Origin of the sequence: Saccharopolyspora sp. NPDC002686, from assembly GCF_040295745.1 — a bacterium.
Classification (GTDB): Bacteria; Actinomycetota; Actinomycetes; order Mycobacteriales; family Pseudonocardiaceae; genus Saccharopolyspora; species Saccharopolyspora oryzae.
Window position 1 is genome coordinate 1 of sequence record NZ_JBEOVY010000404.1, and the last position, 6,448, is coordinate 6,448.

At 70.1% G+C, this 6,448-nt stretch carries 5 protein-coding genes; 1 reads left to right on the forward strand and 4 read right to left on the reverse strand.

Annotated elements, in window-relative coordinates; genetic code table 11:
* The 4 genes from ABTZ89_RS33845 to ABTZ89_RS33860 form a co-directional block, all read right to left on the reverse strand.
* Positions 1 to 739, reverse strand: a 739-nt coding sequence (locus ABTZ89_RS33845) for a DUF6802 family protein (protein WP_351052501.1), incomplete at its 3' end; no start/stop codon positions are given.
* A gap of 280 nt (positions 740 to 1,019) precedes the next feature.
* Complete coding sequence (locus ABTZ89_RS33850) at positions 1,020 to 2,873, reverse strand: dynamin family protein (RefSeq protein WP_270950448.1); 1,854 nt, start codon at positions 2,871 to 2,873, stop codon at positions 1,020 to 1,022.
* A 179-nt stretch (positions 2,874 to 3,052) separates the two neighbouring features.
* Positions 3,053 to 3,382, reverse strand: coding sequence for a nucleotide exchange factor GrpE (grpE, locus tag ABTZ89_RS33855; protein WP_270950447.1), 330 nt, complete (start codon positions 3,380 to 3,382; stop codon positions 3,053 to 3,055).
* A 113-nt stretch (positions 3,383 to 3,495) separates the two neighbouring features.
* Complete coding sequence (locus ABTZ89_RS33860) at positions 3,496 to 5,031, reverse strand: dynamin family protein (protein WP_270950446.1); 1,536 nt, start codon at positions 5,029 to 5,031, stop codon at positions 3,496 to 3,498.
* Between the two features lie 146 nt (positions 5,032 to 5,177).
* Between ABTZ89_RS33860 and ABTZ89_RS33865 the strand changes: the two genes are divergently transcribed.
* Positions 5,178 to 6,368 carry a sensor histidine kinase gene (locus ABTZ89_RS33865; RefSeq protein ID WP_351052506.1) on the forward strand — a complete coding sequence of 397 codons (1,191 nt, stop codon included), beginning with the start codon at positions 5,178 to 5,180 and terminating at the stop codon, positions 6,366 to 6,368.
* Positions 6,369 to 6,448 lie beyond the last annotated feature (80 nt).

Below are 6,448 nucleotides of genomic sequence, written 5' to 3' on the forward strand. Positions count from 1 at the left end.
GTGGGATCGACCCGGTTGGTCCGCAGCACCCGCAGCAACCGCTCCATGCGCAACCTGCCGCGCCGGAGGCCTGCGCCCCACCGGCGTGCTGGCCGCCGCCGCCCGCGCTGGGCTGGTCGAAGGTCCAGGTCGCGTCGTCGGTGGCCCCGGCCGCCGGGTTCGGCGCGTACTGGCCGTCGCCGTTGACCTGGCCCTGCTCGACCACGGTCCACTGCCCGTCGCCGGTGTGGTGCGAGATGGTGACCTCGCCGTTCTGGCTGATCTCCACGACCTGGTCGGCGGACCCGTCGCCGTCCACGTCGGTGACCAGCATCGTGCCGCCGTCGTCCTTCGGCACCACGGCGGTGTCGGCGATGCCGTCGGAGTTGGTGTCCTCGGTGGCGGGCCCGACCTGCATGTCGCCCTGCGGCGTGTCGATGACCATGGCCGGACCGTGGTCCTGCTGCGGATCCACCCCGCCGGGGTGCTGCTGCGGGGCTTCGCCGGTCCACTTGCCGGTGGTGGCGTCGTACCGGGCCTGGTCGACGACGGTGCCGTCGTGGTTGATCGTCTGCATGACGTCGGCTTGGCCGTCGTGGTTCTCGTCGATGTAGGCGACGTAGCCGTCGTCGGTCATCACCGCGACGGTCTCGTCCACCCCGTCGCCGTCGAGGTCGTAGTTGGCCTCGGCGGTGTACTCGTCGCCCTCGACGGTGACCTTGATGTCACCGTCGCCCGCCCCCTGCTCCTCGATGTACACGTCGCCACCCCTCAACCAGGATCACTGCAAGACCTATGACGCAGGGTAGAGGTCACCGGTTCCGCCGGAGAAGCACCTGGCCCTCCCCACCCGATCGACCGGTACCAGAGGGCCCGCAGCACACGGCGTGCCTTGCCGCGGAGTCCATGAGCTGCCGCTCGGGGTGGCGAAGTTCTGAGCTGAGCTCCGTTTTCCCTGGTCAGGACCCGTGAGTACTTTGGGTTGCTATAGCGACTCAAAGTGCTCACGGGTCCCCACCTGCGGAAATGTCGCGTCCTGCTCAGACGGCGGTGTCGCGGAGGTTGCGGATGCTGTTGAGGAGCGCTTCCGCTCGTTCGCGGCCGGCCGTGACTTCCGCGAGGCGGCGGTTGGCCGTTTGGAGCTGGCGGCTGCGCTCGGCGGCATCCATCTTGAGGGCCTTGTCGACCTCGCGGAGTTCCGACTCGATCGCCTCGATCCGCTTGGTCAGCGCCTCGTCCAGGGCCAGCGAGAGCTGCTGCTCCGCCTCGATGAGCTGCTCGGCGACGAGCTGGTCGAGGGCTGAGCGGGCGTCGGCGATCGCTTCGGTCAGCCACTGCTTCATGTGCTGCTTGTCCGCGGCGTGCTTGCGGGTCCGGGCCATCCACCAGCCTGCGCCGAGGCCGAGCACGATCGTCACCGGCAGCACCACCGGGTTCAGCGCCGCGACCCCCAAACCCGCCAACGGCATCGCCGCCGCGCGCCCCACGCCGAGACCGCCGGACACGCCCATGAACACCAGCAGCTTGTCCTCCGCTGTCGGCGGGCGCTTGTCCGGCGGGCGCATCGCGATCGGCGCCTGAGCGCCGCGGGCGAACTGCGAGCGGATCACGTCGAGCTCTTCCGCGGAGAACAGCTCCTTCAACGACTGCTCGGCGACCGCCGCCAGCCGCGCGGACAGCGCCGCGGCGACGCGCGTCGAGGCCATCTGCAGCGCCACGTCCACCTGGCGGGGAAGTTCCTGGAGCTTCTGGCGGTCGGCACCGTCGATGGCGCGCCGGAACCAGCTCTGCACCTCGCGGACCTGGCGCGTCACCTCGTGGTTGGTCTCCACGCGGGTGCGCTGGATCTCGCCGCGCAGCTTGACCTGCCAGCCGCGGGTCGACGAGCGCCGGGCGGTGTTCAGCTCGTCGCGGCGGGCGCGCAGCGACTCCGCCTCGTCCTCGCCGACGGTCAGCGCGCGCTTCTCGCCCTCCAGCCTCACCACCTGCTCACCGAGCACAGTGGACAGCGCGCGCATCGTGTTGGCCTCGCCGAGCATCGCCGACCGGCCGCCGATCAGCCGCTCCAGCTCGCTGCGCAGCTCCTCGATGCCGGACTTCTCCCGCAGCATCGCCGCGGCCTGCTCGCTCGGCGCCTTCGCGGACATCTCCTGCAGCCGCGCCGCCACCGGGAAGATCGGCACCTCGGCGAACCGCGGCGCGTGCTCGACCAGCAGCTTCCGGTTCTCCTCCAGTACCTGCCGCCAACCGCGGTACTGGTCGGTCTTGGCCAGCGCGAACACCACGGTCTCGACCCGCTCGCTGGCCTTCTGCAGGAACTCCAGCTCACCGCGGGTGAACGGGGCGGAGGCGTCGACGACGAACAGCAGCGCGGTCGCCGAAGCAGCGGCCTCCATCGCCAGCTCGCCGTGCACCTCTTCCAGCCCGCCGACGCCCGGCGTGTCCACCACGGTGACCTTGGCCAGCGCGTCGACCGGCGCGGTGATCCGCACGTACCGCGGCGGGAGCTGGCCGTCCGGGAGCTCGCGGCCCACGCTGGTCCAGTTCGCCAGCTCGGCCAGGTCGAACGGCACCGGGTCCTGCTGGCCCGGGTAGCAGGCGTGCGCCGCCCACTGCTCGCCGTGCTCGAACTGCAGGTAGGTCGCGGTGGCCACCTCGGCGTCCACAGGGGACAAGCCCGGATGTGCCAGCATCGCGTTGACCAGCGAGCTCTTGCCGCGGTTGGTCTCGCCGACCACGACCACGCTGGGCGTCTTGGGGCGGCCGCGCCGAACCTTCTCGACCCACTCGGCGGCGTCCGGGTCGACTTCCCGGAGCAGCGTGGTGAGCTTCTCCCTGGTCTGCTTGACCTGCTGCGGAAGTGCCGCAGCCACCGCAACGCCGGGTGCCGTCATGCGCGCCCAGCTCCTTTCCCGCGATCCGGTCGAACCAGCGAATTCTCCCCGAACCCACCCGACCCGGGAAACCACTTCCGCATTTCAGCTGAACGGCCATCGCCGCTGGTCAGGAATCGTGAGTACTTTGGGGCGTTATAGCACCCCAAAGTGCTCACGAGTCCTGAGCAGGCAAAACGTCAGGGTTTGCGGAGCTGGTAGACGGTGACGACCGGGGCGCGGAGGATGCGGTCGCGGTCGGCGAAGCCGAGCACCTCGGTCTCCGCGATCACGCCGTCCAGCGCCGGGTCGTCGGTGGGCAGCGTGCCGCCGGCCTCGTGCAGCGCCGGGTCGAAGCGGGAACCGTCGGGGCGCAGCGAGGACACGCCGATCGCGCTCATGCCCTCGGTCAGGCGCTCCACCACACCCGTGCTCCGGGCTCTGTCCAGGGCGTACATGCAAAGCTGGATCAGGGTCGCACGCTCGGCCATCGCCTGGTCGAGCGGATCCGCGGTCACGGCAGCGATCATGTCTGTCCCCAACTCCACGTCCGAACTGCCCTCTTCGGTATCGGACGGAGCGGACACCTGCTCGGTTCCACTTTCCGGTGAATTCTTCCGCCGCTGTCGACCCCACACCGTGATCACCCGGACCGCAGCTGCTGCCACAGCAGGAAGTACGCCCGGTGCACCACGTGCGCGATGCGGCTCTGCGCCGGAGTCGCGCCGAACGAGGAGAACGAGCGCCACCAGTTCGCCCGCTCCAGCGCGTAGTCGGTCAGCTCGTTGCGCGGACGACCGGCCAGCCCCAGCTGCTCACCCGGGTCGTTGCTGCTGCCGACCCGCATGACCTCCTCGGCCAGGTCCGCGGGCATCGCCACCGCACCCGCCGCGACCAGCGTCAACGCCTCCAGCACGCGCAGCTGGTGGGCTTCCGGTTTGGCCAGCAGCACCTCGATCGCGTCGTGCACCCGCTGCCGCTCCCCCGGATCACCGGAGGTGTGCGACAGCGCGGTCACCGACGCCAGCCCGGCCGCGGCCTTGATCCCGTCGGCCCGCGCGCGGAACACCACGTCCAGCCGGTTCAGCACCGACGCCAGCCCGGAGGAGTCCAGCAGCCGCCGCCGCAACGAGCCCGCGGTGATCTCCGGTTCGGCGTCGATGGCCTCCAGCGCGCAGCGGATCCCGTAGAGGTCCATCCGCTCCAGCAGCCGGCTGCGGGTGCCGGCCGGGACGTCGCACTCCCAGCTGGTGAACAGGTCCGCCGACATCAGCAGCGTCTCGCGGGTCGCCTCGTCGAGCTTCGCCAGCTCGCGCAACGCCTCGGCGTCGTTGGCGGTGAACCCGCCCGACTCCGCGGTCTCGGCGAGCAGCCCGATCACCGGCAGCACGTCGGCGACCTTCGGTTTGAGCAGGTCGGCCTGCTTGCCGGCGAGCAGCGTGGCGGCCTTCCACACGTCGTCGTCGGCGCCGTCGACCGTGCTCGCCTCGATGGTGTCGGCCTTGTTCAGCACCGCGATCGCGTTGACCGGCCCGGCCTCGCGGCTGGCGGTGGCAGCGGTGAACGACGCCAGCGCGTGCTCGTCATCAGCGCGAACGCCCTGCGTGACCACGTACAGCACGGCTTCGGCCCCGGCGACGGCGTTGCGCGACACCGGATCCAGGTCGTCGCCCCCGTCCTTGCCCGCGCCCAGCAGCTCCTCGGTGCGCGCCACCGAAGCGGCGTCCAGCGAACCGAGGCCCGGGGTGTCGATGACCGTCAGGTCGCGCAGGACCGCGTTGGTCAGGTAGGCCTCCAGGTGCGAGACCTCGTCGATGTCCACGCCCAGGTCGGCGGGGATGCCGCCGTCGGCGTCGAAGGGCACCGCCTGCTTGCTGCCGTCCCGGAAGATCACTTCGACGCGGTCCACCGTGCCGTACTGGAAGCGGGTCACCAGCCGGGTGCACTCGCCCACGTCGGTCGGCGCCACCCGACGTCCGATCAGCGCGTTGACCAGCGTCGACTTGCCGGACTTGATCCGCCCGGCGACGGCCACCTGCAGCGGCGCGGACAACCGGCGCAGCACCTCCGCGAAACCGGCCGCGGTCTGCTCGGACACCTGCGGCTGCAGACCGGTGCACAACCGGGCGACCGCAGCGGACAGCGGGCCTGGCCAGTGCTGCTCGGGTGCGGTGCTCAACGCGGACCTTTCGACGCGGATGTCAACTGCTACATCCTGCCACGCAGCCCCCGCCCGACGGGGGGCACACGTACGACCACAGGTGGATGCGATTCGAGCCGCTGGCATGACGTCACCGCAGGTCGGACCGCTCTAGGCTCGGGCGCGTGCGGAAACTGAGCCTGTGGCTGCAGGCGCATCCAGTGGTGGGCGACGGGGCGGTCGCCGCCTTCTTGCTGCTCCTCTACATCGGGGAGTCGGGCAACGAGGTGGAGAAGACCAACCACCTGGCGCTCTGGCTGGCCATCCCGATCGGTCTCGTGCTGACCGCACCGGTCGCCGTCCGGCGGATCTGGCCGGTCCAGTCGGCCTACGCGGTGCTGCTCGGGGTAGCGCTCCTAGCGCTGGCGCGCGAGGACGCGTTCATAGCGACCCTGGTTCCGTGCATGATGATCTACACGCTGGTCGCCTACACGAGCCGGCGCATCGCGTCGCTGTACACGGCGCTGGTCGGCGCGTTGTTCCTGATCCAGCTGTTCAGCGGCCTGGAGACGACCGACAACTTGGTGCAGCTGCTCATCGTGCAGCTCGTGTTCTTCGTGATGCTGGGCGGTTTCTGCTGGGTGCTGGGCGAGTTCATCGGTGCCCGCCGCGCGTACCTCGCCGAGGTGGAGCGGCGGCTGCGGAACCTGGAGTTCGAGCGCGACCAGCAGTCCCGCATCGCCGTCGCCGAGGAGCGCAACCGCATCGCGCGGGAGATCCACGACGTCCTGGCGCACTCGGTCAGCGTGATGGTCACGCAAGCCGACGGCGCCAGCTACGCCCTGAGCAAGAAGCCGGAACTCGCCGAGAAGGCGATGCAGACGATCAGCAGCACCGGTCGGGACGCGCTCAACGAGCTGCGCGGACTGCTCGGCGTGCTGCGCAACCCGGACGAGCACGACCCGGGCCGCATCCCGCAGCCCACCGCGGCGAACCTGCACGACCTGGTCGACCGGGTGCGCGGTCTCGGCGTCACCACCTCGCTGGAGCTGACCGGCGACTTCACCACGTTGCCGGCGGGAATCGGCCTCAGCGTCTACCGCATCGTGCAGGAATCCTTGACCAACGTGGTCAAGCACGCCGGAACCGGGGCGAAGGCCGAGGTCCGGGCGACCAACGACGGCCAGCACATCGACATCGAGATCATCAACGTCGGCAAGCCCCTCCCCAGCGATCTCGCCTCGGGCGGCAACGGCCTGATCGGCATGCGCGAACGAGCAGTCGTCTACGGCGGAACCCTAGAAGCCGGCCCCCGCCCCGAAGGCGGCTGGCGAGTCCACGCCACCATCCCCCTCCCACTGCCCAACCGCGACTGAACCCCCAGGTCACCTCCCGAGTCCCGCAAATTCAATGGAAATCAGACCTCCGATTTCCATTGAATTTGCGGAAGTTCTCC